The 26,105-nt window shown below is 47.5% G+C and carries 22 protein-coding genes and 1 pseudogene; 6 read left to right on the top strand and 17 right to left on the bottom strand.

Going from position 1 to position 26,105, the window contains the following annotated elements:
* Positions 1–30: 30 nt before the first annotated feature.
* From SVI_RS00820 to SVI_RS00865, 10 genes are all read right to left on the bottom strand, one after another.
* Complete coding sequence (locus SVI_RS00820) at positions 31–3,039, bottom strand: methyl-accepting chemotaxis protein (RefSeq protein ID WP_456242868.1); 3,009 nt, start codon at positions 3,037–3,039, stop codon at positions 31–33.
* A 776-nt stretch (positions 3,040–3,815) separates the two neighbouring features.
* Complete coding sequence (locus tag SVI_RS00825; RefSeq protein ID WP_013049463.1) at positions 3,816–4,391, bottom strand: chemotaxis protein CheW; 576 nt, start codon at positions 4,389–4,391, stop codon at positions 3,816–3,818.
* 182 nt (positions 4,392–4,573) lie between these two features.
* Positions 4,574–6,682 carry a chemotaxis protein CheA gene (locus SVI_RS00830; RefSeq protein ID WP_013049464.1) on the bottom strand — a complete coding sequence of 703 codons (2,109 nt, stop codon included), beginning with the start codon at positions 6,680–6,682 and terminating at the stop codon, positions 4,574–4,576.
* A 40-nt stretch (positions 6,683–6,722) separates the two neighbouring features.
* A complete protein-coding gene (locus tag SVI_RS00835) occupies positions 6,723–7,085 on the bottom strand; it encodes a response regulator (protein WP_013049465.1) in 363 nt (120 codons plus the stop codon).
* Entirely contained in the window at positions 7,082–7,396 is a 315-nt protein-coding gene (locus SVI_RS00840) for an STAS domain-containing protein (protein WP_013049466.1), read from the bottom strand. The genes SVI_RS00835 and SVI_RS00840 overlap by 4 nt, the downstream gene beginning before the upstream one ends.
* 395 nt (positions 7,397–7,791) lie before the next feature.
* Positions 7,792–8,484 carry an SCO family protein gene (locus SVI_RS00845; RefSeq protein WP_013049467.1) on the bottom strand — a complete coding sequence of 231 codons (693 nt, stop codon included), beginning with the start codon at positions 8,482–8,484 and terminating at the stop codon, positions 7,792–7,794.
* A 67-nt stretch (positions 8,485–8,551) separates the two neighbouring features.
* On the bottom strand, positions 8,552–9,466 hold the full coding sequence (cyoE, locus tag SVI_RS00850) for a heme o synthase (RefSeq protein ID WP_013049468.1): 915 nt from the start codon (positions 9,464–9,466) through the stop codon (positions 8,552–8,554).
* A gap of 68 nt (positions 9,467–9,534) precedes the next feature.
* The gene (locus tag SVI_RS00855) at positions 9,535–10,518 is read right to left on the bottom strand and encodes a COX15/CtaA family protein (RefSeq protein ID WP_013049469.1); all 984 of its coding nucleotides are present in this window, start codon (positions 10,516–10,518) and stop codon (positions 9,535–9,537) included.
* A complete protein-coding gene (locus tag SVI_RS00860; protein WP_013049470.1) occupies positions 10,518–11,063 on the bottom strand; it encodes a hypothetical protein in 546 nt (181 codons plus the stop codon). The genes SVI_RS00855 and SVI_RS00860 overlap by 1 nt, the downstream gene beginning before the upstream one ends.
* A gap of 149 nt (positions 11,064–11,212) precedes the next feature.
* Positions 11,213–12,049: an SURF1 family protein gene (locus tag SVI_RS00865; protein ID WP_013049471.1), complete on the bottom strand. Its 837-nt coding sequence runs from the start codon at positions 12,047–12,049 to the stop codon at positions 11,213–11,215.
* A 410-nt stretch (positions 12,050–12,459) separates the two neighbouring features.
* Between SVI_RS00865 and SVI_RS00870 the strand changes: the two genes are divergently transcribed.
* On the top strand, positions 12,460–12,678 hold the full coding sequence (locus SVI_RS00870; protein WP_013049473.1) for a DUF2909 domain-containing protein: 219 nt from the start codon (positions 12,460–12,462) through the stop codon (positions 12,676–12,678).
* 54 nt (positions 12,679–12,732) lie between these two features.
* Here the strand turns inward: SVI_RS00870 and SVI_RS00875 are convergent, their stop codons facing one another.
* From SVI_RS00875 to lexA, 6 genes and pseudogenes are all read right to left on the bottom strand, one after another.
* The gene (locus SVI_RS00875; protein ID WP_013049474.1) at positions 12,733–13,608 is read right to left on the bottom strand and encodes a cytochrome c oxidase subunit 3; all 876 of its coding nucleotides are present in this window, start codon (positions 13,606–13,608) and stop codon (positions 12,733–12,735) included.
* Positions 13,605–14,174, bottom strand: a complete 570-nt coding sequence (locus SVI_RS00880; RefSeq protein ID WP_013049475.1) for a cytochrome c oxidase assembly protein — start codon at positions 14,172–14,174, stop codon at positions 13,605–13,607. Before SVI_RS00880 ends, SVI_RS00875 begins: the two co-directional genes overlap by 4 nt.
* A gap of 2 nt (positions 14,175–14,176) precedes the next feature.
* The gene (ctaD, locus tag SVI_RS00885) at positions 14,177–15,772 is read right to left on the bottom strand and encodes a cytochrome c oxidase subunit I (RefSeq protein WP_013049476.1); all 1,596 of its coding nucleotides are present in this window, start codon (positions 15,770–15,772) and stop codon (positions 14,177–14,179) included.
* A 51-nt stretch (positions 15,773–15,823) separates the two neighbouring features.
* Positions 15,824–16,936 (bottom strand): annotated as a pseudogene (coxB, locus tag SVI_RS00890) (cytochrome c oxidase subunit II); the annotation flags it as partial.
* A gap of 431 nt (positions 16,937–17,367) precedes the next feature.
* A complete protein-coding gene (locus SVI_RS00895) occupies positions 17,368–17,880 on the bottom strand; it encodes a cell division inhibitor SulA (protein ID WP_041419548.1) in 513 nt (170 codons plus the stop codon).
* A gap of 35 nt (positions 17,881–17,915) precedes the next feature.
* The gene (gene lexA, locus SVI_RS00900; RefSeq protein WP_013049479.1) at positions 17,916–18,533 is read right to left on the bottom strand and encodes a transcriptional repressor LexA; all 618 of its coding nucleotides are present in this window, start codon (positions 18,531–18,533) and stop codon (positions 17,916–17,918) included.
* A gap of 271 nt (positions 18,534–18,804) precedes the next feature.
* Here lexA and plsB point away from each other — a divergent pair, with 271 nt between their 5' ends.
* The 3 genes from plsB (at position 18,805) to bluB (ending at position 23,284) form a co-directional block, all read left to right on the top strand.
* Positions 18,805–21,228 (top strand): glycerol-3-phosphate 1-O-acyltransferase PlsB, encoded by a 2,424-nt coding sequence (plsB, locus tag SVI_RS00905; RefSeq protein ID WP_013049480.1) that lies wholly within the window; start codon positions 18,805–18,807, stop codon positions 21,226–21,228.
* Entirely contained in the window at positions 21,228–22,484 is a 1,257-nt protein-coding gene (gene mtr, locus SVI_RS00910; RefSeq protein WP_041419549.1) for a tryptophan permease, read from the top strand. The genes plsB and mtr overlap by 1 nt, the downstream gene beginning before the upstream one ends.
* Positions 22,485–22,627: 143 nt before the next feature.
* Positions 22,628–23,284 (top strand): 5,6-dimethylbenzimidazole synthase, encoded by a 657-nt coding sequence (gene bluB / locus SVI_RS00915; protein WP_013049482.1) that lies wholly within the window; start codon positions 22,628–22,630, stop codon positions 23,282–23,284.
* 7 nt (positions 23,285–23,291) lie between these two features.
* On the opposite strand, the gene SVI_RS00920 is transcribed toward bluB, so the two are convergent.
* The gene (locus SVI_RS00920) at positions 23,292–24,296 is read right to left on the bottom strand and encodes an AraC family transcriptional regulator (RefSeq protein ID WP_013049483.1); all 1,005 of its coding nucleotides are present in this window, start codon (positions 24,294–24,296) and stop codon (positions 23,292–23,294) included.
* A 217-nt stretch (positions 24,297–24,513) separates the two neighbouring features.
* On the opposite strand from SVI_RS00920, the gene SVI_RS00925 reads away from it, so the two are divergent.
* Entirely contained in the window at positions 24,514–24,855 is a 342-nt protein-coding gene (locus tag SVI_RS00925) for a hypothetical protein (RefSeq protein WP_013049484.1), read from the top strand.
* Complete coding sequence (locus SVI_RS00930) at positions 24,848–26,071, top strand: HlyD family secretion protein (protein ID WP_041419550.1); 1,224 nt, start codon at positions 24,848–24,850, stop codon at positions 26,069–26,071. Before SVI_RS00925 ends, SVI_RS00930 begins: the two co-directional genes overlap by 8 nt.
* Positions 26,072–26,105 lie beyond the last annotated feature (34 nt).

The raw sequence follows: 26,105 nt of genomic DNA on the forward strand, positions 1-26,105 counted from the left end.
GATTAACTCCTATGCAATGCAACTAAGTCATTAAAACTCGTTCCACTCCTCTTTGCTTATGCTGAGGTTGCCGTGGGTGTCTCCCGAGACTAAGGCCAGTGGCGCGGATGCCATCCCAGAGCTGGTATTGCCACTGGTTTGGAAGAAGCCAAGCTGAGTCTTCATATTCCTAGCTTGGTCTGCCATGGCTTCACCTGCTGCCGATACTTGCTCTACCAGCGCAGCGTTCTGTTGGGTCATCTCATCCATCTGGGAGATAGCCTTGTTGACTTCTTGGATGCCGGAAGACTGCTGATCTGAGGCGATACTTATCTGGCTTATCATGTCGGCGACTTTCGTTACCGCTTGTACGATATCTTCCAGGGTTTCACCTGACTGGTTCACTAGCTGAGTGCCATCGGTCACCTTGCCCACACTATCGCGAATAAGCTCCTTGATCTCCTTGGCGGCGCCGGCACTTCGTTGAGCAAGATTACGCACCTCGCCAGCAACTACCGCAAAACCGCGTCCCTGCTCGCCCGCTCTTGCTGCCTCTACGGCGGCGTTAAGTGCGAGTAGGTTGGTCTGGAAGGCTATCTCGTCGATAACCCCGATAATATCGGAGATCCGCTTGCTCGAATCGTTGATGGCTTCCATGGCTGAGACGGCCTGCTCGACCACCTTACCGCCATGTTCGGCCTTGGAGTTGGCTTCCTGGGCCAATTCATTTGCCAGGGTGGCATTTTGAGCACTCTGGGTTACCGTCGCTGTCATCTGCTCCATGCTAGAGGCCGTTTCTTCCAGAGATGCGGCTTGCTCCTCGGTTCGTTGACTCAAGTCTGCGTTACCCTGAGCTATCTCTTCGGCGCCGGAGGTGACTGTGTTGGCCGATTCACTGATGCCGCCTAAGACTTCGGTGAGTCTGGATACCGTAGCATTGGCATCTGTCTGCAGCTTACCGAACTGCCCCTCGTACTCGCCATTGATCTGACGGGTCAAATCTCCCTTGGCTAAGCCGTCGAACATGTTGACCACATCCGAGATAACGTTATCTGCGATACCCACTAAGCGGTTTAGGCCGTTAGAGAGGTTGAGGAAGAAGCCATCCTTACCTTCGGTGGAGACTCTATGACTCAAGTCTCCTGCCGCGGCTGACGAGATGATGGTGTCGATCTCATGCTCGATGGCAACTTCTGCGGTGCGATCTGTCCATTCGACGACTGTGCCTATGCGATCACCCTTGTCATCCTTGATAGGATTAGCCACCACCTTGAAGGTACGCCCACCAATTAATAGCTGGCTCGAGTAAGTGGATGTTAGTCCACCTAGCAGGCCACGCTGATGGGCCGGATTCTTATGGAAGTCATCGATATTGACGCCAATAAGATTATTAGCATCGAAGTTAGGTAGATCCTTGATGATGTCGGACTGTGCGTTTCTGAACATGTTACCCACGGCATTGTTCATATAGATGATGTTAAGATCGGCATCTGCCACCATGGTATTGGCGGAGACATTGTCCAGTGCCTGCTTGATGCGGGCATTTTCTGCCGCTAGCTGCTGCTCTTCGGCTTCTCTGGCTAACTTATCGGTCAAATCTTGCCACTCGACGACTGTGCCGGTGCGTTCGCCATTATCGAATACTGGGGTGGCGATGAGACCGAAGGTGAGGCCAGATACCTCGATGTTGGTCTCGAAGGTTTCCGTGAGCCTATCTAACATGCCACGCTGATGAGCCGGGTTCTTATGGAATATATCGATATTACTTCCCATCAAGGTGCGCATATCGAAGCGACTCAGGCTCTGTTTCAGGGTTCTCTCATTCTCGCCAAGCATCTCGTTGAGTGATTCATTGAAATAGATGATGTTGTAGTCTGCATCGGCCATCATGACGTTGGCCTTACACACATCCAGTGCCTGCTTGATACGGCCTGTCTCGGCGGCTTGCTGCTTCTCCTCTTTCTCTCTGGCTAACTTAGCGGTGACATCTTGCCACTCAACCACAGTTCCTGTGCGCTGACTATTATCGAATACCGGGGTGGCTATAAGCTCGAAGGTGAGTCCGGAGACTTGTATGCTGGTTGAATAGGTTTCCGTAAGCTTGTCTAACATGCCTCTTTGGTGAGCCGGGTTCTTATGGAAAATATCGATATTGCTGCCCATCAGGGTCCTCATATCAAACTTTTTCAGGCTCTGTTTTAGGGTCTTCTCATTCTCGCTGAGCATCTCGTTGAGAGAGTCATTGAAGTAGATGATCTTGTAGTCTGCATCGGCCATCATGACGTTAGCTTTACAGACATCCAATGCTTGCTTGATACGGTTGGTATCGGCTGCCAGTTCCTGCTCCTCTTTTTCTTTGACAAGCTTAGCCGTGACATCTTGCCATTCGACTACAGTACCAGTTCGCTGACCCTTATCGAAAACCGGGGTGGCGATAAGTTCGAAGGTGAGTCCCGAGATTTGTATGCTGGTCTCGTAGGTGCTGGTTAGCTTGTCTAGCATGCCGCGCTGATGAGCCGGGTTCTTATGGAAGATATCGATATTGGCACCCAATAGTGTCTTCATATCGAAGCTTCTAAGCTCCTGCTGTAGCGTCTTCTCGTTCTCGGTGAGCATCTCGGTGAGTGAGTCATTGAAATAGATGATCTCGTAGTCCGCATCGGCCATCATGACGTTAGCCTTACATACGTCCAGTGCTTGCTTGATACGGCTAGTATCGGCGGCCTGCTTAGCTTCCTCTTTCTCTTTTGCTAGCTTAGCCGTGATATCTTGCCACTCTACAACGGTACCTGTACGTACACCGTTATCGAATACCGGGGTGGCGATAAGGTCGAAAGTGAGTCCCGAGACTTCTATGCTGGTGGCGTAAGTACTGGTGAGCTTGTCTAGCATGCCACGCTGGTGAGCCGGGTTCTTGTGGAAAATATCTATATTAGTGCCCATTAGGGTCTTCATATCGAATTTAGCCAGACTCTGTTGCAGGGTGCGCTCGTTCTCGCTGAGCATCTCATTGAGTGATTCATTGAGGTAGATGATGTTGTAATCGGCATCGGCCATCATGACATTGGCCTTACATACGTCCAGAGCTTGCTTGATACGACCAGTATCGGCGGCTTGCTGCTTCTCTTCGGCTTCACGGGCAAGTTTAGCCGTAATGTCCTGCCATTCGACGACGGTTCCGGTACGAACACCATTATTGAAAATAGGATTGGCGATTAGATTAAAGTGGAGGCCTGCAACTTGGATGGTGGTTTCATAGGTGGTGGTTAACCCGTCTATCATGCGTCTCTGGTGCGCCGGGTTCTTATGAAATATATCGATATTCTGTCCGACCAGCTTTTTCACATCGAAGCCAGTGAGTTCGGTCTGTAGCGTTTTCTCATTCTTGGTCATCATGACGTTGACCGCGTCATTGAGGTAGGTGATATTGTGATCCGCATCGGCCATCATGACGTTGGCGTTACAGATATCCAATGCCTTCAGGGCCGTCTCGTCGCGCTGACGCTTCTGATATAACTCATCTATTCGGCTAGTAAGCAGTTCCCAGCCTGGCAAAAATAAGTCTGAAAATTTAGGCGCTTCATTGCTGATTAAGGCATTACTGACTTCGGTTAATGCTTGTTCAAACATCTTATGCCAGCGGTTGAACTTGATGACGCCAGCGGCTATAAGTATTATCGCAAGAATTTGGGTTGCTGCAACCCAGCTTCCTGCCTGTCCTGCAAATGATAACCCTAATGCAACTATGCTGACCACCAATCCGGCTACTGGTAAGCTGTTCACATTTGATAGGTTGGAGTTTTGTGCTTCCATTCGTTTATCCTCGTTATACCAGTTTACGCATTAACCACTTGCTGCTGGGGAGCATCAAGCGTATTGATTAAGTTAGAGAGTTGCTCAGCTTCGGGTAAGACTTCGCTACCGAGTAACATGTTGATATCGAGCAAGATCACCATTTTATCGCTGGCATTAGTTAAGCCTTTGATGAAAGAGAGATCTGTGCCTTCACCGAAATTTGGGGCGTCACGTACATCGTCATTATTGACGCTGAATACATCGGATACTGCATCGACGACTATACCTATGACCTTATGTTCGTTAGCTATGGCTACCTTGACCACGATAACTACAGTTGTAGCACCATAATCTAAGACTTCGATGCCGAAGCGTTGGCGGAGATCTATGATGGGCACTATGGTCCCCCGAAGGTTAATTACTCCCTTAACATGGCTAGGTGCATTGGGGATCACTGTGGTGGACTCCCAGCCTCGGATCTCCTGTACCGATAATATTTCGACTCCGTACTCTTCGTTGGCCATGATGAAGGTTAGGTACTGTTGACTGTCTTCATCGTTATCTTGCTTCATCCCATGATCGTGCTGGGGTGGTTCATTTTGAATTTGCTCTGTCATCTCGTCAGGCTCCATCTTCCTTAATCTGTTATTTTCAGCGCTATCCAGCGTGTTAATTCTTAGTCTGTTTGATCTATTTGTTGTTTTATCTCGGCAAATATCCAGCGTGTTAATTCTTAGTCTGTTTGATCTATTTGTTGTTTTATCTTGGCCATTATCTAGGGTGTTGCTTCTGAGTCTGGTTAGGCTGCGTGTTCTTTAATATTGGTAATGCCAGCCATGCTCACTAATCCGGTAACATCTATGATGAGTGCAACCGTGCCATCACCCAAGATAGTGGCACCAGATACGCCAGGAACCCGGTTGTAGTTGTCCTCCAGGCTCTTGATTACCACCTGTTGTTGTGACAAGAGTTCATCCACCAATAAACCTATTTTCTCGTTATTGGAGTCGACAACCATGACCAGGCCGTCTTTGATCTCTTTGGCATCTGAAGTATGACGAAACTCTTGGTACACCTTGATCACAGGTAGGTATTCGTTTCTTAGCTGTATCAGTTCGTGTCCGTCGCTGAGGCGATTGATCTTGTTTGGCTCGACCTGTAATGATTCATGAATGGAAACCAGAGGCACGACATAGATATGCTTGCCCACTCTGACTAGTTGTCCATCGAGTATGGCGAGTGTTAGAGGTAACCTAATGGTAAAACGGCTGCCCTTATCTTGGATGGATTTAAGCTCTATGGTGCCGTTAAGATCATTGATGTTTCGTCTGACCACATCCATGCCCACGCCGCGTCCCGAGAGGTCTGAGACCGCATCAGCGGTGGAGAATCCGGGCTTGAAGATCAACTTATGAATAGCCTCTGTGCTGAGTTCTTCCTCCTGACCGACCAGTCCCTTTTCCCTGGCTTTACGAAGAATTCTATCGGTATCCAGACCGGCTCCGTCGTCTATTATTTCTATGATGATGCTGCCGCCCTGATGAAAGGCGTTGAGAGTGATGGTGCCGACTTCTGATTTACCTTTGGCGAGGCGTTCTGCTGGTGTTTCTAAGCCATGATCCAATGAGTTACGCACCAGATGTACCATGGGGTCGACGATCTTCTCCATCACAGTCTTGTCTAGTTCGGTATCTTCCCCTTTCAATACTAGATTCACTTTCTTGCCTAGTTGCTGACCTATATCGCGAACTAGTCTAGGGAATCGATTGAAGGCGAAGCTGATGGGGAGCATACGGATCTGCATGACACTCTCTTGCAGATCCCGGGTGTGGGTGGCGAGTTGTTCCAGTCCTTGTTTGAGGGCTATGAGTGATTCTTCATCTATCTCATCCTGTTGGCCTATTTGTCCAAGCATGGCTTGGGTAATAACCAGTTCTCCCACCATGTTTATCAGCAGATCTATCTTGTCGATGCTGACACGAATCGAGCTGGTCTCGGGGGTTTTAGCCTGTGAGACCGCCTTAGGTTTAGATCCTTGGCTAGATGCCTTGGTTTCGTCGACTCGATTGCTTTCTACATTAGCCTGAACGGCTTCGCTCGCAGATTCTTGAGAGAGATCTTGACCGCTTGGCGCTATAGTCGAGACTTCATTATCTAGTTCGGTATTCTCATTCATGATTGGGGTAGAGGAGTAACTTATGCTGCACTCATCTTCGACCCATTCAAATACCTCATGGAGCCGTTCTAAGGGCTGGTCTGTAATCAGCTCAAGTTGCCAATTGAGGTAACAGGCTTCTGGATCTATATCAGTAAACTCAGGTGATGAGTGTTCGGCCAAATTGACGCTTAGATCTCCCAACTGACTGAGTTCGTTGAACATGAGGTAAGGATCGTTACCACATCGGAGAATATCGACACCGGCTTGGAAATCTATAATCCAACGATGTAGGCCTAGGCTTTCTTCTTCTGTTGATGTGTCGCTACTAGAGTCAGGCTCTTTTGGGGCTGAGTCCTGAGTGCCTTTGTCGATCTCGATATTAAACTGCTCCTCGAGTTGAGCGAGCTGGGGATCGTCGAAATCTATTTTGCGCATCAAGGCATCGAACATGTTTCGTAGCAGGTCGACGGATAGCAGCAGCATTTCTTGATGTTCGCTGGTCATCTGTCTACGACCGTCGCGGATCTCATCAAGCAAGGTTTCTAGCAGATGAGTGTAATTAGCGACTTGACTGAAACCGAAAGTGGCACTGCCTCCCTTAATGGAGTGAGCCGCACGGAAAATGGTGTTAATAGCTTCATCGTCGGGGCTAGTGACGTCTAGGTTTAGCAGCTCTGACTCCATGGCGTCTAAGCCTTCTAGACTCTCCTCGAAGAATACTTGACTGAATTGACTGAGATCGATTTCCATATTAAATATCCGTTAGGTCCATCTGATGATTTGTATGCTGTTAACCAAGCACCTTACGCACGGTTGCAAGTAACTGATCCGGGTTGAAGGGCTTAACTATCCAGCCGGTAGCACCTGCGGAGCGACCCTCTTGCTTCTTTTCTGTACCCGACTCAGTTGTCAGCATCAATAGGGGGGTAAATTTATAGTTTGGTAAGGTGCGTAGATTACGAATTAGGGTGAGGCCATCCATGATGGGCATATTCACATCTGAGATAACTAGATCGTATTCGCCTTGTTGGGCTACTTTTAGGGCTTCGTCTCCATTACAGGCCTCTGTTACGTCGAATCCAGCCGTTTTTAGGGTGAAACAGACCATCTGACGCATGGAAGCCGAATCATCGACCGCGAGTATTTTTTTCATAGGATTTTTTCCTCATCCTGTTCGGCTGGTAACTCCTGGATGGCTATCTCGGGAATACTAATTCCTAGATTTTCTAAATTGGCTTTAAGTTCTGGCCGACAGTTAAGCCAGTCGACTTTTAGAGAGCGGGATGCGCATGTTCGGGAAAATAGATAGAGGAGCTGGGCTCCGGCAGTGTCGACCCTAGATAATTGGCTAGCATCGATATGCAGCTCCTCGTCATGGGTGAGAAGTGCTGAAAGTTGTGTAAATATGGGCTGAATATTTCGAATGGTTAATTCTGAATCCAATCTAATCCTTTGTTCCGACATTTTATTTTCCTTTGGATAGCTTTCCTCATCCTTGCAAGATCAAAAGATAGTCGGCAAGTATGAGTATTTCCTCTTTTTGTTGATGTTTTTTTGAATATTTAACCGAGAAATAAGTTCGCGGCTAACAGGAAAGGAATATGTCATGTTGGCTAGATAGTCGTCGCCAAGCAATCTGTCAAGTTATACTCCTATCACATTGTATTAACGCGCTTTATTCTTGTTCGTTGAGTGTGTTTTTACTTGGGGGATCGAAATTTTTACCTAGGTTTTGCGAATATTTTTAGTTACAAAATGGCTAAGTTAACTCTGGGATTAGGTGCTGGATTACTAGATAAGTCGTGTCATTAGATATTGATTATTGGGGAGAATATTTCTGAGTAACTAACTCTTAGCTTCTAGCTCCTAGGAGCTGGCTTATAATTGGCGATTATGGTTTGAATATCAGTAATCAAGTGCTTGTTTAAGATCTGTGGCAGCTTCCCAGGAGCCGAGGACTTAGGCTTTATTATGGCTACTTTACTACCATCGGGTGATATCAGTGCCATAGATGCACTGTGGTCTACTTGATAGTCTTCTCCATCGCCGACCATGGCATAGACGAATCCTAGATCTCGAGTGAGTGGGAAGAGTTGCCCATGGCCTCCTGTGATGGCGATAAATTCAGGGTTGAAGAAGTTCATATAGCTGAATAGCTTAGCTCGAGTGTCTCTCTGAGGGTCCACGGAGAGGAAAACCACTTGTAGATCGGCATTTTCTAGCAATTTGGGGTAAGCGGCGGTGAGTTTACCCATGGTAGTTGGGCAGACATCCGGGCAAGAGGTATAGCCTATAAAGAATAGGCTCCATTTATTGTTTAGCTGGCTATTGGTAAAGGCATTGCCATCTTGATCCGTGAGAGAGAAAGGGGCCAAAGGTTTTGCTATTGGAAACACGAAGCTAGTGGCAAGATCCAATTCAGTGTCCTGCATTGAAGTGATTATTGCATTGGTCTGCTTGCTCTTTTGCTGCTGAACTGAGATCACACCTCCGAGGCCGAGTAGGACTAAACCTAGCAGGGCGACGGCGATTATCCTAAACGTCTTTGCCATATCTGATATCTCCATTTTCAAGGTGTGATCTGCATAAAATCAAGGGATTTATTTAATAATCCCAGACCTATACCCAGAGATAGTGATCCACCAAGAGCACAATAAATAAGATCATCAGATGATAGATGGAGAAGCGAAAAACCTGCATTGCCAGTCCAGGCTTGTCATCATATTTAAGCTCCCATGCCTTATAGATGAAGCCGCAGCTTAATATTGTCGAACCCACCAGATAGATGGGACCGCACATTCCCACGATAACGGGCAGTAAGCAGGCGATAGCAAGCAGCAAGGTATAGAGCAAGATACAGGTCTTAGTGAACTCGACGCCATGGGTCACTGGCAGCATAGGGATATCGACCTTGGCGTATTCCGCTCTCCTGTGAATGGCCAGAGCCCAGAAGTGTGGTGGGGTCCAGGTGAAGATGATGATCACTAATAGCAGCGCATGGCCGTGAAACTCTCCGGTTATGGCTGTCCAGCCAAGGAGTGGTGGCATGGCTCCCGCGAGTCCTCCGACTACGATATTTTGTGGCGTGGCACGCTTGAGGTATGTGGTATAGATGATGGCATATCCCACGAGACTGGCAAAGGTGAGCCAGGCGGTGAGCTCATTGACTAAGGTGTAGAGCAAGGCGAAGCCTAAAAGAGCTAGGCTAAAGGAGAAGATGAGAGCCTTAGTGATAGAGATGCGCCCCTTGGGCAGGGGGCGATTATAGGTACGGGCCATCAGGCCGTCTATGCGTCGATCGATTAGGTGGTTAAAAGCTGCTGCAGCACCGGCCATCATACCTATACCTAGCATGCCAATAATTAAGGGCTGTAGAGGCACAGAGCCTGGCACCGCCAGACACATACCGACTAAAACCGTGAGTAACATGAGTGCGACCACCTTAGGCTTGGTCATCTCATAATATGCGCGCCACTGAAGCGATTCGTTATGGGTCTTAGGTTCAGTTGCTGAAATTGAAAGTGGTTTTGCCATGGCTTTTCCCTCGCTGAGGCTTTACGCCCTTAAAATTATTATGCTTGTCGTGTCTTATGGCTTGTTATTTAGGCTTTTCGCCACAGGGCGTAGTTGATAAACACTAATGTCAGTAGCAAGATGGCTGCTCCGCCATTGTGAGAAACGGCTATGCCCAAGGGCAAGTGCAAGACTACATTGCTGATCCCCAGTGCTACTTGCAGTACGACTAAACCGGTCAAGACCAGTGATGCTCGCTTCAACAGTGCCGACTGAGACTGAGTAAAAAGCTTATAGGCCAGCCAGAGCAAGATACCTGTGGTCAATATCGCGCCAAATCTATGGGCAACATGTATGGTCATACGTGAATAATAGTCGAGTACGCCAAATTCATAGGTCTCGTGGGTGCCTTGAAACGGATTAAAGGCCTGAGCCGGCTGTAAATTCTGATACCAGTTGCCTTCGCAGATAGGCAGTGAAGTACAGGCTAGGGCCGCATAGTTTGATGAGGTCCAGCCGCCGAGTATGATCTGTAAAATTAAGACCCCCATGCCTGTTAAGGCTAATGGTGCCAGTCTTCTAGCGACAAAGTCTCCTCCAGGGATCCTCAGTGGCTTAGTCCTGAGATAGAGTAGGAGTAACAGGGAAATTAAGGCGAAGCCGCCGATGAGATGAGACATGACCACAATCGGCATGAGCTTCATGGTGACTGTCCACATCCCTAATGCGGCTTGAAATAGGATCAAGATGGCGATGAATGTCGGTAGCTTCTTGGGGGCATCTAGCTTTTTTAAACAAAGAATGAAGATAATCAGCACCAGTAATCCCAGGGCTCCGGCGATATATCTGTGGATCATCTCTAACCAAGCTTTCTTGGGCTCAACTTCCTGTCCAGGGAAGGCGTCCTGTGCCTGCATCAGTTCACTGTGTTGGCTGGGGACCTTCATCATGCCATAGCAACCGGGCCAATCGGGACAACCTAGGCCTGCATCGGATAATCGGGTATATGCCCCCATTAAAATGACGCAGAGAGTGAAGACAAGGGTGACTCTGAGTAGGTTTTGAATCCCCATCAGCCAAGTCTCGACAGTTTCAGCATCTTTCTTAAGTCTGCGACCAGTGATTTCCCCTGCATGATCTGCTTGTCTATGCCGTTAACCGCAGGATATTCCATGACCAGACTGCCTAGTGGATCTACGACTATCATCTGCTGGCGATCCAGCATTTTAATCATGGCGTCATTGGCCTTAGCCGTCTCGAAGCTATATGAAGCAAGAGCATGGGTATCGCTATCTTGGCTCAGTAAAATTAAGGTGTGAACTCTGTCTTGATCCCGGCCAAGGGCGATATGGCTCTGTTGCAGAATATAGAGATGATCTTGGCATTGCTGGTCACACTTGTTTGGCAGTAGGTAGAGGAGTTGCCACTCTCTAGGCTTAGGATTGTCCATCTTAAGGCTCAGGTAGCTAGTGCCGACAGGGAGTAGTTTTCCCTTGTTGGTGGCGCCGCCTTGATAGAGATCTAAGCTGAGCACGATTTTAGCCGCAGCCACAGGCAGGACGAAGACTAAGAAAAGTAAGATTAAAGGTTTAGCGCCGCTCTTTTTGGGGGAGTTCATACTCTCTCCTAAGAAAGCCCATATGAACGCCTGTGTAGGCGAATAAAATTCATATGAGTCATGCTCATCCTGTTTCCCGAGACGGCTAGGAAACGCATATTTGTTTGTCACTTCTTATGGATAGAAGTTTTTACTGCTTAATCTCTAACCTACTTGGTCTTGTTTACATTGGCAACTGTCATTGCATCAATATTGGTCCGATGAGGATTATTATTCTTTATCGATTCATCTTGTTGTTTTGTTAGAGTTTTAGATCTCCGACTATAGATGAAATATAAAATAAGCAGGGCAAAAGCCAGGGCCATGGAAAACCACTGTAGGGCATAGCCTCTGTGTTTCTGAGATGACAGGGGTATTGGGCTCCAGGGGTGGGGTAAGTCAATTCCATCGAGGCGATCAGGCTGCAATACCCCAGGAGCTAAAGGCTTGCCCAATAGCTGGCTAATCGCGTCAAGATTAAGGTTTTGGATACGTTTGGGCCAGCCGGCTTCAGGCATTAATGCCGAGCTCATAGGATTAGCCTGTCTCTGATACAAGCGACCATTCAGGCTGACTTTTGTTGTAATAACATCGACATCAGGCAGTATTCTTCGATCTAACCCCGCAGCAACGAAGCCAAGCTCGACTAATATCCAAGGGCCTTCGGCAGCTATCTGCATGGGCTGCAACGCCAGATATCCCACCCTTCCGTTAAAGACCTGGTTATCCAGCAGGAATATTTTACTCATAGCGGGAGATGCCCGTACCGAGAGACGGTAACCTGTGACCTGCTTAGCAGCGGGGAATGTAAGCAGTTGTGCATATGTGAGCGGTGCAGATGATTGGCGATGGGTCAACTCTGCTTGCCACTGCTCCTTCATCTCTGCACGATCGAGTTGCCAAAACCCAAGCTTCACTAAGATGAGAAACATAATGACGGAGGCCGTAGCTGATGCTGCTCTGGTGGCCCATAGATATGTGTTTCTGCGCCGAGAGAGCTTAGCCATTATTTTCTCACCTGTGTTTTCTGACGATATCTAAGATGCAAAAAACCTGACTCGGCTAAGATGATAAACATAGCTAGTGAGCAGATAGCTGATGCTGCTCTGGTGGCCCATAGATATGTGTTTCTGCGCCGAGAGAGGCTAGTCATTATTTTCTCACTTGTGTTTTCTGATGATATCTAAGATGCAAAAAACCTGACTCGGCTAAGATAAGACACCTAGCTAGCGAGCACATAGCTTGGCCCATAAATATGTGTTTCTGCGTCGAGAGAGGCTAGTCATTATTTTCTCTCCTGTGTTTTCTGATGACACCTAAGTTGCAAAAACCTAACTTGACCAAATGGATAAACAGCTCCAGAGTAGCAATAGCCAACAAGGCCCTAGAGCCACATGACTCAATGTGAGGATAACCGATGAATCTATTAATTATCTTTAAAATCGTCTTAGTACTGCTACTGCTGTTCATTATGTTTAATCTGGCCCGAGCCCTGTTTATCTTGGTGAAAGGTGAGAGTGAGACGCCTGCGAGTCATTTCCTGGGACGCCGGGTCATCTTTTCTGTGCTGGTGGTCTTGTTCATCTTGGTGGCATTGGGCTCAGGGGTGATCACCCCAAACCCAAGACCTTACTAACTAGGTGATCTCGACAATAAAATCGGACGCAATGCCAATATTCTATGACCTAGATCAGAGGACGTAGACGAAGATAAATAAACACAACCAAACTACGTCGACAAAGTGCCAGTACCAACTTCCCGCCTGGAAGGCAAAATGCTTATCTGGGGTAAAGTGTCCCTTCAAGACTCGCATAAACAACACGATCAGGAATACTGTTCCTAGGGTAACGTGCATACCGTGGAAGCCAGTTAAGAGGAAGAAAGTATTACCGTAAACACCAGAAGCCAAGGTTAATCCCATCTCCTGATAGGCGTGAATATACTCTTCGACTTGTAAGGTCAGGAAACTCATGCCCAGTAAGATGGTGATACCCAGCCAAACCGTGATTGCCGAGCGTTTACCTTTCTCCAGGCTCACGTGAGCCATATGCAGAGTCACAGATGATGTGAGGAGGATTATAGTGTTATACAGGGGCAAGCCAGTCCAAGGCATGGCCTCAGTTTTTGTGCCATCGGGTGTGGTTAATAATGGCCAGATGGCTTCAAACCCAGGCCAGAGAACTTCATTGGTCATGGCATTATTAGAATCGCCACCTAGCCAAGGCACGGCAATCATTCTGGCGTAAAGCAAGGCACCAAAAAATGCACCGAAGAACATCACCTCCGAGAAGATAAACCAGCTCATTCCTTGGCGAAAAGATCTGTCCATCTGCTTTGAATAGAGGCCGCTCATCGATTCGGCTATAACGGTTCTAAACCAGCCAAAGATCATAAATATAATGACGGCTACACCTGTGAGTAAGATTATTCCGCCACTGCCGCCACCGGTTTTGAGTTGTTGTACATAACTACCGGCGCCAAATGCGATAAGGAATAATCCTACCGCCCCTATGATGGGCCACGCACTCTGTGCGGGAACGTAATAGTGTTCGTGCTTAGTTGTCATCTTGCTGCTCCTTGCTCAACAGAGCCGACATAACCACGGTCGGTGATGTTGTAGAGGGTGTAAGAGAGAGTTAATGTTTTTATGGAATCGGGAAGATCCGGATCCACGAAGAAAATAAGTGGCAGCTCGGCGCTTTCTTTGGCCATTAGTCTCTGCTGGTTGAAGCAGAAACACTCGGTTTTATTGAAGTAAGCGGCTCCCTGTCCAGGTGAGACCGAAGGGATGGCCTGGCCAATGGTATCCTTTAGAGACAGGTTTTTCGCAGTGAAATTAGTGCGAATTAGCTCTCCGGGGTGCACCTGCATACGTTTGACTTCAGGCTTAAATTCCCAGGGCATATCACTTTGGATCTGCGCCATAAATTCTATGGTAATGGTTCGATTCTTATCGATTGTGATTGGCTTGTAAGTGCTGGCGCTGTTCTGGGTTTTGCCATTGATGCCCAACTGCTCACAAAGCACATCGTATAAGGGCACCAAGGCGAAGCCGAAGCCGAACATGCCCACGGCACCAGCAATCAGCATGCCGATGAGTTTTCGATTAGACTTGCCCTGGTTATTGCTCATATCTACTTTATCTCGGGTGGTGTAGTAAATGAGTGATAGGGAGCCGGACTAGGCAGTGTCCATTCCAAACCTTCGGCGCCTTCCCAAGGTTTCGCCGCCGCTTTTTCGCCACCGCGTATACACTTGATGACCAGCGCTAGGAAGATAAACTGAGACAGTCCGAAGGCGAAACCGCCTATGGAGACTATCTGGTTAACATCGGCAAATTGCACCGCATAATCTGGTATACGCCTTGGCATACCTGCTAAGCCTAAGAAATGCATAGGGAAGAAGAGTACATTGACCGATATTACCGAACACCAGAAATGTATCTTGCCTAACCTCTCGTCATACATGTTGCCGGTCCATTTAGGCAGCCAGTAATAGGCGGCAGCCATGATGGAGAAGATGGCGCCTGTCACCAGCACGTAGTGGAAATGTGCCACCACGAAATACGTATCATGGTATTGGAAGTCTGCCGGGGTGATGGCAAGCATCAGGCCCGAGAAGCCACCTATGGTGAAGAGTATGATGAAGGCGATAGCAAACAGCATGGGGGTCTCGAAGGTGAGGGAGCCTCGCCACATGGTTGCCACCCAGTTGAACACTTTCACCCCGGTGGGCACCGCGATCAACATGGTGCAATACATGAAGAATAGCTCGGCGAATACCGGCATACCTGTGGTGAACATGTGGTGTGCCCATACAAGAAACGACAGGATTGCTATGCTCGAGGTGGCGTAAACCATAGAGGAATAACCAAATAGTCTCTTACGGCTGAACGTTGGCACTATGGCCGAGATGATACCGAAAGAGGGTAAGATCATGATGTAAACTTCGGGATGACCGAAGAACCAGAAGATATGCTGGAACATCACAGGGTCGCCGCCACCCGCGGCATCGAAGAAGCTGGTGCCGAAGTATTTATCTGTTAGCACCATGGTCACAGTGCCAGCCAGTACCGGCATCACGGCAATTAACAGGAAAGCGGTGATCAACCAGGTCCAGACAAAAAGTGGCAACTTCATCCATGTCATACCCGGAGCGCGCATGTTCACTATGGTGACGATCACGTTGATCGCTCCCATGATGGAGCTAATCCCCATGATATGGATAGAGAAGACAAATAGCGCCGTGCTGTCGGGGCTGTAAGTGGTCGACAGTGGTGCGTAGAAGGTCCAGCCAAAGTTAGGTCCACCACCTTCCATAAACAGCGAGCTCAGCAGGATGGCGAAGGCAAAGGGTAAGATCCAAAAACTCCAGTTGTTCATTCTGGGTAGCGCCATGTCCGGCGCGCCTATCATCATAGGTATCAGCCAGTTTGCCAGGCCAGTGAAGGCTGGCATAACGGCGCCAAACACCATGATCAGTCCGTGGACTGTGGTCATCTGATTAAAAAAGTTTGGTTCTACCAGCTGTAATCCTGGTTGAAATAGCTCGGCGCGTATCACCATAGCCATGGCCCCACCGGTGAGGAACATGATAAAACTGAACCAGAGGTAGAGTGTGCCTATGTCTTTGTGGTTGGTAGTGAACAGCCAACGTTTAATCCCCGAGGGGTGCTGTTGATGATGCTCATCTTGGTGATCCTTGGTCTCTTCGACCTGACCAACTTCCATATTGGGTTCCGCATCGCGGGTTAAAGTATTCATATTGCCTCCCTATTGGCCATGCTGACTGACATCAGCTGCCTGAACCGTATCGCCTGTGTTGTTGTCCCATGCGTTACGTTCATAAGTAATCACTGCGGCAATCTCTTGCGCGGTTAATTGCTTCCCAAAAGCCTGCATAGCAGTGCCCGCCTTACCATTGATAACGATCTCCAGATGATCCATTAATGGTCCAGTGGTGATTGGGCTGCCTTTCATTGGAGGGAATACGCCGGGTAAACCCATGCCGTTAGGCTGGTGACATGCGGCACATCGAGACATGTACACCTGTTCACCTTGGGCCATTAGCTCATCCATGGAGAGGGATTGACTCAAGGAGGCTTCAGCCTCTGCAGCGGCGGCGCTGGCTTGATTTTTTTGTTCGGCGACCCAGATGTCGAAGTCGGCTTGGCTCAGAGCCTCGACCACGATTGGCATGAAGCCGTGATCTTTGCCGCAGAGTTCGGCACATTGGCCACGATAGGTACCTGGGATATCGATACGAGTCCATGCTTCATTGATGAAACCTGGATTCGCGTCTTTCTTGACGGCGAATGCGGGGATCCACCAGGAATGGATCACATCTTCTGATGTCATCAGGAAGCGAACTTTCTTATTGATGGGGAGGACCAAGGGCTTATCGACCTCGAGGAGATAGTTTTCTCCCTTCTCCTCGGTGCCTTCTATCTGTTCTCGCGGGGTCGAGAGTAAGCTATAGAATTCTATATCTTGATCGAAATAGCTGTAATGCCATTTCCATTGAGAGCCAGTGATCTTGATGGTGATGTCAGCATCACTAGAGTCTTCCATGGCAACTAAGGTCTTAGTCGCCGGAATAGCCATAGCTATGAGTATGATGAAAGGTGTAATGGTCCAGGCTATCTCGACCTTAGTACTTTCGTGGAAATTGGCTGCTACGGCACCCTTAGACTTTCTGTGATTGATCATGGAATAGATCATCACTCCGAAAACCACGACACCGATGGCGCAACAGATATACAGAATGATCATGTGCAGGTTGTATACCTGTCCACTGATATCCGTAACGCCCTTTGTCATATTAAAGGGCATTCCTGATGCCAAAACGTATGGCGTAAACAGCAACGCCAGAAAACTATACAACACTCGCTTCACTAGACTTCTCCTCTGTCAAAAATTAAGACAAAGAAGAGTCACACAGTAAGTCTCTGCTCTATGCAAACTCTTCAGTTCCCAAAAAAGCAACGATGACTTCAAAGTGCAGTGGCGGTTCACTTGTTATTTTAGTTTGGCAGTTACTTATCTACCAGAGTTAACCACACTCGCACCTACGGCTGAATATATCAGTACCGATTTCAGCGAGGTAAATTTCTGGCCTTGTACATATGGCAGGGTTTTACTACGCCGACTACTAAATCGTTTGGATATAACAAATTATCGTTGTTATATCCCTAACTTACTTGGTGTTGAAATATTGATCAAGATCACTTTTAGCTAAATTATGAAATATTTTGAATAAAAATCAGACATAAAAAAGTCCCTTGCGGGACTTAAATAATAGGTTTTAGGCTAAATCAATTTCTAGATTAGTGTAGAGATCCAAATAAACTGGCCTGACTGAAGTGAGTATCTCTTTGAGTGTGGGCCTTACTGTGTAAGTGATTATTCGCATCCTCGATGACAATGCCTAAAGCGCGTGCGCTTTTTTCTACCAGTTTTAGTCGGCGATTGTCACGTGAATCTAAGGCCTGAGTCCAGCAGATAACGGCACTGGATGTACCACTTATAAGCGCTTTTTCCATGGCCCATAAGGTTTCGATTTCGTCTTTAGCATGAACCAGCAGGACTCGGTCCATCCTGACTCCAGCTTCGGCTAACATCTGCTTGTAACCTATATTGGGAGGACTAATCAATACGATCCATTGCCCCTGATGGCTCAAGGTTGCAAGCTGATTACTCACTTGTTTTAGTTCCACCCGGCCCTGAGTGTAGCTGGTTACCGTGGTGATACTTCCACACTCTTGTTCGATGGACGCTTGGTTAAGTGGATTAGTCCATAAACCTGGGTGTCTAGGGCTATTTCCGATCATATTTTTCATTACCAAGCTCCTTCGCCAATGAGTGACTTATCTATTTATTGCCAGCTGCCGTTGCGGATAACACCGACTGCCAGACCTTCGATACTCAGGCTCTGACTGGTGAGATCGACCACTATTGGTGCATAGTCTTCATTTTCTGCATGGAGATAGACCATACTGCCCTTTTTCTCGAAGCGTTTTACTGTGACATCCTCTTCCACTCGAGCGACTACGATCTGGCCATTCTTTGCTTGTGAAATCTTATGAACCGCAAGCAGATCACCTTCGAGAATGCCAATATTTTTCATACTGTCACCGCGCACCCTAAGTAGAAAGTCGGCACTGGGGCGAAACATAGCCGGATCAACTTTATAATGTTGTTCTATATGTTCCTGAGCAAGGATAGGTTCACCAGCTGCAACCTGGCCTATCAATGGTAAGCCTAAATCTTCGGGTTCCGCTGCTTGAGTGAGTCGGATGCCGCGGGATGTACCGGGAATTATTTCGATGCAACCTTTCTTGGCGAGGGCCTTCAGATGTTCTTCGGCCGCATTGGCACTCTTGAAGCCTAAGCGCTTGGCTATTTCAGCTCGAGTCGGAGGCATGCCGGTATCGATAATATTACGCTTAATGAGTTCTAGGATCTCGGCTTGTCTTGGTGTCAAAGGTCTCATGATTAATCCTGTCTTTCTATACAGTAACTGTCATTATATACAGTATCTTGGTCAGTGCAAGGATTAACCAAGTTTATTATCTGGGATTGCTATTTGTCATACCCTGTCTTTGCCTCTGAAAGGTAAGGGTATTAGTAAATCTGGCTGATATTTTGAGTCATTCACCAGTATAACTGGCTTCATTATGGCTTTTGCCAACTAGATTAGGGGGTTCTCTCTTTTATCTGGTATTCTATGCCGTTATTAAGAAGACTCATATTATATAAGAACAATGTCGAAAAAAGACTCTCTTTGGTATAAATCCTTACGCTGGATTCAGAAACAACTGGTGCAGACTGTAGTTGTGCCCCATGACCCCTTCGCCGATCTCAATTTAGATCCAGATAAACCTGTGGTTTATGTGATGAAGACTGAATCTCTCAGCGACATCGCAGCCCTGAGTGAAATCACAGGTAAATATAGACTTCCAAGTCCCTATGATGAACTTGTGGTCGATGGTGATCGTACGCCGAGAGTCGTATGCCTTGAAGGTGCCAAGCCGCTATTCGGTGAAAGAGAGAGCAATGAGTTTTTCTTAAATAGCTTTATGGATCTGTTGAAGGTGCATAAAGAGAAGCCTGAACTGGATATACAGCTAGTGCCGGTCAGTCTTTACTGGGGACGTACTCCAGGTAAAGAAGACGATACCATGAAGGCCGCAGTGCTCGAGCGACAAAATCCAACCTGGCTGCGAAAATGTTTTATGATCCTCTTCCTGGGAAGGCATAATTTCGTTCAATTTTCTAATGCCGTCTCAATTCGTCACATGGCCGATGAGCATGGCACCGACAAGCGAATAGCTCACAAGCTTGCTCGTGTTGCCCGAGTTCACTTTAGCCGTCAACGTAAGGTCATGACTGGCCCTGTTTTGCCTAAACGTCAGGTGTTATTCCAAGATCTGTTAAATTCTGAGTCCCTTAAGAAGGCGATTAAGGAGGAAGCAGCCAGTAAGAAGATCTCCGAGGCCGAGGCCAAAGCTAAGGCGATGGAGTATCTCGATGAAGTTGCAGCGGATTACTCCGAGAGCTTAGTACGAATAGCCGAGCGCTTCCTGACCTGGCTTTGGAATAAGCTTTACAAGGGCATCAATATCAAGGGCGCCGAGCAGATCAGGCAGCTGCATCATGATGGTCATGAGATCATCTACGTGCCTTGTCACCGTAGTCATATGGACTACCTGTTACTCTCGTATATTCTCTATTACGAGGGCATGGTTCCACCGCACATAGCTGCGGGTATCAATCTCAATTTCTGGCCTGCAGGGCCTATGTTCCGCCGTGGCGGAGCCTTCTTCATACGTCGTAGTTTCAGAGGTAACAAGCTCTACACTGTGGTTTTCCGTGAATATTTAGATCAGCTATTCACCAAAGGTTACTCGGTAGAATACTTTACCGAAGGTGGACGTTCTCGCACCGGACGTCTGCTCGCACCTAAGACTGGCATGATCGCCATGACGCTTAATAGTGTGCTGCGTGGCATGGAAAGACCAGTAACCTTAGTACCTGTGTACTTAGGTTATGATCATGTGATGGAGGTCGCCACTTACCATAAAGAACTCAGCGGCAAGAAGAAAAAGAAAGAATCTGTTTGGCAGCTATTTGGTGCACTGCGTAAGCTAGGTGATTTTGGCCAAGGTTATGTGAACTTTGGTCAACCCATTACCCTGAACAACTATCTGGACGAGGAAGTACCCGGTTGGAAGGAGGAGATGGCTAAAGATCCAGAGCAACGTCCTAAGTGGCTATCTCCTGTGGTGAATACCTTAGCTAATCGAGTGATGACAAGCATTAATGATGCGGCAGCTGTGAGTTCTGTGACTCTGACCAGCTTAGTTTTACTGGCTTCTGAGCAACATGCCTTAGAGCGTTCACAGCTTGTGAAGCAGTTAGATCTCTATCTTAAATTACTCAAAGATCTGCCCTATACCGAGTTCACATCTGTACCGGAAGGCGATGGTGAGTTATTGGTGCAACAAGGTTTAGATCTTAAGAAGCTACAGCTAGATAGCGACCCGCTAGGGGATATTATCTCGATAGAGGACAGCATAGCAGTGGCTATGACCTATTATCGCAATAATATCATCCACCTGCTGATTGTTCCGTCTCTAATAGCAAGCTGTTTGACTCAACATGAGCATGTCACCAGAGATGAGATTATCGCTACGGTAAAAGATTTTTATCCCTTGCTTAAAGCCGAGTTGTTTATGGGGATCGAAGACATAGACACTCGAGTCTCCCAGATTTTGGATCTGTTTATCGCACAAGGACTCGTGACCGAGTCCGAATACCTCACGCCTGTAGATAGCCAGATCAACCAGCTCTTACTGCTCGCAGGTACTGTGAGTGAAACTATGCAACGCTATGCCATCATATTTAACTTGCTGGCTGCCCGTCCCCTAATGGAGCGCTTCGAGCTCGAGGGCGAAAGTCATAGATTGGCACAAAGACTGGGTGCGCTCCATGGCATCACTGCACCGGAATTTTATGATAAGAAGCTTTACGGTGCCCTTAGCGTCAAGCTAAAAGCGCTAGGTTACATATTAGATAGTGACAAGAGAGGAGATGTTGAACGGATTAGGCAGAGAGCCAATGGCTTGCTGCGTTCATCCGTGAGACAGACCATAGAAGATAGTGTCGCTGCGGAGCATAAAGCATAATGGCTAACCATATGAATGCAGCTAAGAGTGGGACTGAGCGTCGTTCCCTTATTGGCGGAGCCATGATCATTGCCGGAACCGCGGTAGGTGCTGGCATGTTTTCTCTGCCAGTGGTCGGTGCTGGAATGTGGTTTAGCTATTCGATAGCCATGTTGATCTGCGTATGGTTCTGTATGTTGGTTTCGGGTCTGTTATTACTGGAGACTAATCTACATTTTGAGCCAGGAGCGAGTTTCGATACTCTGACTCGCGAGACCTTAGGTAATTTTTGGCGGATTGTGAATGGTCTGTCCATCGCCTTCGTGCTTTATATCTTAGCCTACGCTTATATCAGTGGTGGCGGATCCATAGTTAATCATAGTCTTGAGGCGGCCGGAATTAAGCTGCCACAGAGCGCGGCTGGCCTAGTATTCGCCTTAGGTCTGGCATTTGTGGTATTTATCAGCACCAAAGCGGTAGATAGGATCACCACTATCATGCTGGGTGGCATGATCATCACCTTCTTCCTCGCCGTAGGTAATTTGCTGATCGATATCGATACCGTGAAGTTATTTAACCCAGATGGTGAGAAGACATATCTGCCTTATCTACTGGCGGCGCTACCGTTCGGTTTAGTGAGCTTCGGTTATCACGGTAATGTGCCTAGTCTGGTTAAATATTATGGCAAAGATCCGGCTACTATTATCAAGGCCATCGTCTTAGGTACCCTGATAGCGTTCGTCATCTATGTCTGCTGGTTAGTCGCGACCATGGGCAATATCTCAAGAAGTGAGTTTGTCGACATCATAGCCCAGGGCGGTAATATGGGGGTCTTGGTCGGAGCCTTATCTGGGGTGATTGCCAGCGATTGGCTAACCAGTATGCTGACCCTGTTTGCAAACTTAGCGGTAGCCTCATCCTTCCTTGGTGTGACTCTGGGTCTGTTCGATTACTTGGCGGATCTGTTTGGTTTCGACGAGTCTCGCTCGGGGCGTCTAAAGACAGCTACTGTCACATTTGTTCCGCCCACCGTATTAGGTTTGCTCTTCCCCGATGGCTTCCTGATTGCTATCGGCTTCGCTGCACTTGCGGCAACAATATGGGCGGCAATCGTACCTGCCTTGATGGCCCATCGCGTGAGAAAGATGTATCCGGAATATGAAGGCTTCAGAGTGCCAGGTGGCACGCCCGTGATCGTCATAGTGATCTTATTTGGCATCATCACAGGAGCCTGCCATCTGCTGGCAATGGCAGATCTGTTACCTGTGTTTGGCTAAACTAATACCATTGCGAGTCAGTATCTGAACTGAGCAGATACTTATATGGGACGGTATTAGCTACAAATCATCAAATAACAGAGCCCTATATGGGCTCTGTTTGTTTTTAGTGACTATTAAAATAATCAAAAGAAGATCCTCTATTGAAGATAACTCAAGCTGAGCGTGATGCCGTCTATAAAACCATTTTTAATCGTCGTGATGTCAGGGCCGAGTTTGAGGCCACTCCTATCCCGGATGATGTACTCAAGCGCATCCTTACCGCGGCTCATCATGCGCCTAGCGTAGGTTTCATGCAGCCTTGGGATTTTGTGATCGTCAGAAGCGATGAGACTAAGCAGAAATTGAAGCAAGGGTTTATTCAGGCTAATAGAGAGGCTGAGGCGCTGTTCGAGGGGGAGCGTAAAGAGCAGTATCGTTCTCTCAAGCTTGAGGGGATTCAGGAGGCACCGATCGGCATCTGCGTCACCTGCGATAGAACAAGAACCGGTCCCCTGGTCTTGGGCCGTACCGCTAATTTAGATATGGACCTCTATAGCTCAGTGTGTGCCGTACAGAACTTATGGCTTGCCGCTCGCGCCGAGAACATAGGTGTTGGTTGGGTGAGCATCATACACGATCATGTATTACACCAGACTTTAGGTATCCCGGAACATATAGTACCCATTGCCTACCTCTGTCTGGGGTATGTGAGTCATTTCCATGACCAACCTGAGCTGGAGAAGCGTGGCTGGCTTAAGCGTCAGAGCCTGAACTCGCTTATTCATGAAGAACAATGGCAGGACAAATCACATAAATAGAGAGCTATTACGGCTTTATTCTGGCTAAATATTCTTGGGGCGTGCAGTTTCTGAATCGTTTAAATGCCTTACTAAAACTCTGTTTATTGGCATAGCCGAGTAACAGAGTAATCTCCTCGATAGAACGACCATCCAGCATATATTTGATCCCTTGATTACTTAGAATATAACCACGAATGCTGGTGAAATTAAAACCATGGAGCAGCAATCTACGTTGCAGTTGTTGCCTAGAAATATTAAACAAGGCTGCGACCTTGTCTACCGTGGGTAGACCATAGAACCTGGCGTAGTTGACCATCTCAAATAGCACCTTGGGAGTATCATGGGGTTGTGGCATATCCAGATACTGCTCGAATACAGTTCGCGGCATGGAAATCGTACTACTTTCCTCTAGTGGCACGCTAGACTGCTGTACCAAGGCGTCAGTATCTATCCAGATCTCTGTTTGAGGAGCATTCCAGATAACGGGACAATTAAACAAAGATTCAGCGTCCTGTTTACCTACCTTGGGGCCACTGATGTGGACCTGTAGCGGCCGATACTCATCCCCCAGAAAGTGCTTCAATGTATTGAACAACATGATGACTACTCGCAACGAGTCATGGGTCTTGTGTTGATTGAACGCATAGGGATTTCGGTAACACCACTTAATGATCTTCCCCGACTGAATTATGTAATAACTGGCTCCGGACTGAAAACTGGCAATGCCATAGTTGATGCGCCGCACACTCATTGCTAAGTCTGTGGTTGCCAGAAAGCTGATGCCGGGAACATTCAAACGAGAAAAATCCAGGTGTTGGGCCAATTTCAACATATAAGCTGGATCTTGAGTGACTTGTTCTAGCCGCTCTAACCAGATACAAATTTGGCCGAAAGGAATAAGTGCCATGGGCTCATCCATCAAGGCCTGAGGTATATTGAGTTCTTCTGTCGTGATGCCATACACTCGCTCCACCCCAGTGAAAACGGCGCCCATGTAGCAAGCTCGGATGAATGAGGTATTGAATTTCATGGTGTCGCTCAAAAGGTTAACTAGGTCTGATTAAATCACTTTTGGTCATATTTTGATACAAGAAGGCTCTACGTCTTGTTCCTTATTTCATAACAGGCAGACTGGATAGCAGATTTTACACTCCAAGGTAAGTTCTGACTCAAGTGCAGAATAATGACTCTCCTCTTGGAATCATTTTCTCCTTAATCCGCTTTGTTTGCATAGGATCACTTTATTTATGAGTTTAATTAGTATGCCGTTTGTGGACTCGGGCCTGGATACTACGCTGCATATCGTGGCGGCTATAGTGATGATCACGACTCTTGCAGCTATGGCTATTGGCTTTTGGAAAATCCATGAGCTGCCAATCAACAAGGCGCACAAGGAAGAACATCATCAGATTGGCTTGATCACAGCGCTGACCTGGATAGGTTTCCTATGGCATTGGGTATGGGTGTTGGCTGTGTTTGTGGCATTTGTCGATGGCGAGAAGGCTCTGCGAAGGCTCAGAGACATTTGGCATGAGGATAAAGAGCCTGAGCAGACTAAGACTCAGGGCAAGGAGGCTAACAATGCTTGAAGGTTTAGCGGTTTGGGCCTTGTTCATCTATCTGCTTAGAATGGTGGGCATGCCTTGGAATCAATACAGTAAAAGCTTCGCCTATCTTGGAGGCGGTGGCTGGTTGTTATTCGTATGGGTGGGTTTGATTAACTACACGCCTATGGATATTTCAGGAGGCTCAATAGTCCAGTCGCCCCATATTCAGCTCAGACCTGCATCGAGTCAGGTTAAGGGACAGGTTAAGCATATCTATGTAGTGCCCAATCAGACCGTCGAAGCGGGGCAGCTAATCTATGAACTCGATGATAAGCCCTATCAAATAGCCTTCAATAAATCTGTGGTGGCTCAGGAGTCGGCTGAGCTTGAGCTAGCCCTGGCTAAAGAGGATGTGCATCTGGCTAACAAGGCTCATCTGGCGGCGTTGACCGATATTGATATCAGTGAAAACCAGCAGCAGGCGGGGAGCAAAGATCTTAAGTGGAAACAGAAAACTCTGGCGCGCTTTATGGAGCAAAATAGACTGGTGCCCGATACTATCACCAAGAGTCAACTCGATGAGCAGAACAATGGTGTGGATATCGCTCAAGCTAAGGTTAATGCCTATGGCTCTGAGGTCGATAAGGCTAATCTGGCGGCTAATAGCACTGAGCTGGATATTGGTAAGGCAAGGCTGACCATTCAGAGTCGAGACTCAGATCTGAAAGCACAAATTGAGAATGTCGCTCAGGCTCAGTGGGAGCTGGATAGCACTAAGATTTATGCCCCGGCTAATGGTTATGTGACTAACTTTATTATGCGAGAGGGGCAATTTGTTGGCCAGGTTCCGCGTATGCAGATGTATACCGAAGAGAAATATGTGCTGATGAGGGTCAATCATCAGGCCATACGTAATGTAAAAGTCGGTCAGAGGGCGGAGTTTACATCCGCAGTTTATCCCGGAAAGGTGTTCAATGCCGAGGTTGAGGGGATCATAGAGGCGACGGGTGAGTCTCAAGGCAGCCTTATTGCTCGGGATGACAATGTACGTCAGCTGACGGGAGTTAATGTGAATAATAAACACCACTTCGTGCGTCTCAAACTCTATGAAACCGGCGATTATGATATTCCCGTGGGTGCGGTTGGACTGGCCTGGATATCGGGTGAAAAGCCTGTGGCTTTCCTTGGTTTCTTAGATGTGATTAGGGGGATCGTGATCCGCATGAAGTCGCAAATTTACTACTTTTACTCTATGTAATCTAGTTGAAAAAGGAGACTCCTGATTGTTAAAC

Source organism: Shewanella violacea DSS12, from assembly GCF_000091325.1.
GTDB classification, from domain to species: domain Bacteria; phylum Pseudomonadota; class Gammaproteobacteria; order Enterobacterales; family Shewanellaceae; genus Shewanella; species Shewanella violacea.